Source organism: Streptomyces sp. FH025, from assembly GCF_017427025.1.
In the GTDB taxonomy this organism is placed as follows: Bacteria; Actinomycetota; Actinomycetes; order Streptomycetales; family Streptomycetaceae; genus Kitasatospora.
Window position 1 is genome coordinate 1 of record NZ_JAFLNG010000685.1, and the last position, 4,119, is coordinate 4,119.

Consider the following 4,119-nt stretch of genomic DNA (forward strand, 5'->3'; position numbering starts at 1 on the left):
CCGTCCTGGACCGCATGCGCCGCTTCGACGCCAAGGGCCGCACCAGCTGAGCCCCTGCGCAACCCCGAAGCCACCCGTCCCCGAGTACCACCAGGACTGACACTCCCCCATGTTCCGCACCGCTTTGCGCAACGTGCTCGCCCACAAGGCCCGACTGCTCATGACGATGCTCGCCGTCATGTTCGGCACCGCCTTCGTCGCGGGCACCCTCGTCTTCACCGACACCCTCGGCAGCGCGCTGAGGTCCCAGAACTCCAAGAGCTACACCGACATCGCCGTCACGGTCAGCGACCGCGAGGCCGCCGGGCGCGGCTACGACAACGGCGGCAAGGCCACGACCGGTCCGGTCCTCACCGAGGAGACCCGCAAGGCCGTCGCCGCACTGCCCGGCGCCGCCGAAGTCCGGGGCGTGGTCAGCGGCTTCGCCGGCATCGCCGACAAGAAGGGCGCGCTGATCGGCAACGGCTTCTCCACCACCGGCACCAACTACGTGCCCGGCGCCGACGGCACCGACCCGCGCTACCCGCTCGTCGAAGGCCGCGGCCCGAAGGACGCCACCGAGATCGCCCTCGACACCAAGACCGCCGACAAGGGCGGTTACAGGGTCGGCGACACCGTCCGCGTCGCCGTCAACGGCCCGGTGATGGAGCTCAAGCTCACCGGCACCCTGCACACCAACGACCCCCGCGTGGTCGCCGGCGGCTCCCTGGCGGCCTTCGACACCGCCACCGCCCAGCAGCTCTACCTGAGCCCCGGCCGCTTCGCCGAGCTGGACGTCAAGTCCAAGCCCGGCACCGACGACACCGCGCTGCTCACCGCCGTCAAGCAGGCCGCCCCCCAGGGCGACAACATCGAGGCGAAGACCGGTCGCGAGCTGTCCGACGAGCAGGACCGGATGATCAAGCAGGGCACCACGATGCTGAGCACCTTCCTGATGGGGTTCGCGGGCATCGCGCTGTTCGTCGGCATCTTCATCATCGCCAACACCTTCACCATGCTGGTCGCCCAGCGCACCAAGGAGCTCGCGCTGCTGCGCGCCGTCGGCGCCACCCGCCGGCAGATCACCCGCTCGGTGAAGGTCGAGGCCGCGCTGGTCGGCCTGACCGCCTCGGTGGCCGGTCTGCTGGCCGGCATCGGGATCGCCGCCGGGCTCAAGGCGCTGCTGAACGGCCCGATGGACGCCAACCTGCCGGAGGGCCCGCTGGTGGTCGCCCCGACGACCGTCGTCGCCGCGATCGCGGTCGGCGTGCTGGTCACCCTGGTGGCCGCGTGGCTGCCCGCCCGCCGGGCCTCCCGGGTCGCGCCGGTGGCCGCGATGAGCAGCGGCGACCAGCCCGCCACCCAGAAGAGCCTGGCGGTCCGCAACACCATCGGCCTGCTGTTCACCCTTGCCGGCGCGGCGATGCTGGCCGCCGGTGCGAGCGGCAAGGAGTTCAAGCTGGTCGGCGCCGGCGCGGGCGCGCTGCTGATCGGCGTGTTCGTGCTGACCCCGCTGCTGTCCCGGCCGCTGATCGCGCTGTTCGCCCCGCTGCTGCGCGCCGTGTACGGCACGCCGGGCAAGCTGGCCCAGGAGAACGCGATCCGCAACCCGCGCCGCACCGCCGCCACGGCCTCGGCGCTGACCATCGGCGTCACCCTGATCACCTCGCTGACCGTGGTCGGCGCCACGGCCGGTGAGGCCCTGGACAAGGCCACCGCGAGCGACCTCAAGGCCGACTACGTGGTCGCCATGCAGAACGCCTCGCTGCTCTCCCCCGAGGTCGCCACCCAGATCGCCAAGGCGCCCGGCGTCAGCGTGATCAGCACGGAGCGCGACGTCCCGGTCAACCTCGGCCAGGGCGAGGACGACACCGAGTGGCTGCGGACCGTCGACGCCGCGACCATCGACCAGCTGAGCACCATCAAGGTCAAGGAGGGCTCGGCGGACGCGCTCAAGCAGGGCAGGCTGCTGGTGAGTTCGGGCCGCGCCGAGAACGCCGGCTACAAGGTCGGTGACACCCTCGCGGTCACCTACCCGGACGGCGCCAAGGGCTCGCTGACCATCGGCGGCGTCACGGAGGCCAACACCGCGCTGGCCGGGATCGTCGCTCCGGAGGCCGTCGTCGGCCCGCACGCGCTTCCCGGCAGCGGACTGAACCGGGTCCTGGTGAAGGGCACGAACGGTGCCACCCCGGAGCTGAAGCAGGCGCTGCGCGACGCGACCGGCGGCAACCCGCTGATCACGGTCAAGGGCGAGAAGGACATGAAGGCGGAGAACCGCCAGATGCTCACCGGCATCCTGAACATGATGTACGGCCTGCTGGGGATGTCCGTGGTGATCGCGGTCCTCGGTGTGGTGAACACCATGGCGATGTCGGTGTTCGAGCGCCGCCGGGAGATCGGCATGCTGCGGGCGATCGGTCTGGACCGGCTCGGCATCCGCCGGATGGTCCGGCTGGAGTCGCTGCTGATCGCGCTGTTCGGCGGGCTGGTGGGCATCGCCCTCGGCATCGTCGTCGCCTGGGCGGGCGTGCAGGCACTGGCGGGCGACCTCAAGGGCGTCTCCACCGTGGTGCCGCCGGTGCAGATCGCCTGCTACCTGCTCGCGGCCGCCGTGATCGGTCTGCTGGCCGCGCTGTGGCCGGCCCACCGGGCGGCGAAGCTCGACATCCTGGGCGCGATCAAGAGCCATTGACTTCCGCTCCCCGGGCTACAGCCCGGGGATTCCTACCACGGTCGACTGACCGTCTCGGTGGGTTCCTGCTTCACCGCGCTGGGCCGGTACGAGTACCGGTCTTACCTTCGCTCGACAGGCTGACACCGCCAGTCCGGCGGCCTTGGCGACGTTGACCGCCGCGTTGATGTCCCGGTCGAGGACGGCCCCGCAAGCCCCGCATTCCCACACGCGGATGCACAGGGGCTTGGGGCCGTCCTTGACGCCGCACTGCGAGCAGACCTGGGTGGTCGGCTCAAACCGTCCGATGCGGTGGAAGTCGCGGCCGAACTTCACGGCCTTGTACTCCAGCATCGTCACGAACGCGGACCATCCCGCGTCGTGGACGGACTTGGCCAGGCGCGTACGGGCGAGCCCCTTCACCGCCAGGTCCTCAACGGCGACCGCTTGGTTGTCGCGGATCAGCCGGGTGGAGAGCTGGTGGTGGAACTCGCGCCGCGCGTCGGCGACCCGCGCGTGAGCGCGGGCGACCTTGACTCTGGCCTTGTCCCGGTTGTTCGAGCCCTTCGCCTTGCGGCTGAGGGCCTGCTGTGCACGCTTGAGCTTCTTCTCGGCCCGGCGTAGGAAGCGAGGAGCGTCGATCTTCGCCCCGTCGGACAAGACGGCGAAATGTCCCAACCCCAGGTCGATGCCGACGGCCTGATCGCTCTCGGCCAACGTGACGGGCTCGGTCTCCACGACAAAGCTCGCGAAGTACCTTCCCGCCGCGTCCTTGATCACGGTCACCGTGGAGGGGACCGAGGGAAGGCTGCGGGACCACTTCACCCGCACATCCCCGATCTTCGGCAGGGACAGGTCCCCACCGGTCGTGATCTTCCATCGGGCGTTCGCGGTGAAACGTACTGCCTGCCGCCTGTCCTTACGGGACTTGAACCGGGGCGCTCCCATGCGCGGGCGCTTGCCCTTGAGGCCGTCGAAGAAGTTCCGGTACGCGGCGTCCAGGTCCCGGAGGGACTGCTGGAGGACGACGGCGGACACCTCGCCGAGCCATGCGCGCTCCTCGGTGAGCTTGGCCTCGGTGATCAGCAGCCTGGACAGCTCCCCGGCCTTCGGGAACGCCTCGCCCGCGGCGCGGGCGCTCTCACGGGCACGAAGCGCATCGTTGTAGACCACCCGCGCACACCCGAACGCCCGGGCCAGCGCCGAGCACTGAGGACCGTTCGGATACAGCCGGAAGCTGTACCTCAACTGCATACCGGTCACTTTACTAGGGCTCCACCGTCAATCGTGAAACAGTACATCGAGCAGCAGAACCGGCCCGCCTGAACCGAGGTCGACAGTACGGACCCGTGCGCACAGGACAGGTCAGAGCACTTCTCAGAATCGCTTCACCACCGGACCAAAGCCCGATGCACTGCGATTAGACCCAGCAGCCCCGCGTCAGGACAGTCAAGCCAGGAGCCCTC

At 69.9% G+C, this 4,119-nt stretch carries 2 protein-coding genes; one reads left to right on the forward strand and one right to left on the reverse strand.

From position 1 onward, the window contains the following. Positions 1-109: 109 nt before the first annotated feature. Positions 110-2,674, forward strand: coding sequence for an ABC transporter permease (locus tag J0670_RS32030; RefSeq protein WP_207815502.1), 2,565 nt, complete (start codon positions 110-112; stop codon positions 2,672-2,674). A gap of 15 nt (positions 2,675-2,689) precedes the next feature. Here the strand turns inward: J0670_RS32030 and J0670_RS32035 are convergent, their stop codons facing one another. Next, a complete protein-coding gene (locus J0670_RS32035; protein ID WP_207815504.1) occupies positions 2,690-3,907 on the reverse strand; it encodes an RNA-guided endonuclease TnpB family protein in 1,218 nt (405 codons plus the stop codon). Between the last annotated feature and the right edge of the window lie 212 nt (positions 3,908-4,119).

What these genes read in the sequence shown, in the direction of transcription:
- J0670_RS32030 (WP_207815502.1), top strand. Translation starts at nt 110, where the DNA reads ATGTTCCGCACCGCTTTGCGCAACGTGCTCGCCCACAAGGCCCGACTG.
- J0670_RS32035 (WP_207815504.1), bottom strand. Translation starts at nt 3,907, where the DNA reads ATGCAGTTGAGGTACAGCTTCCGGCTGTATCCGAACGGTCCTCAGTGC.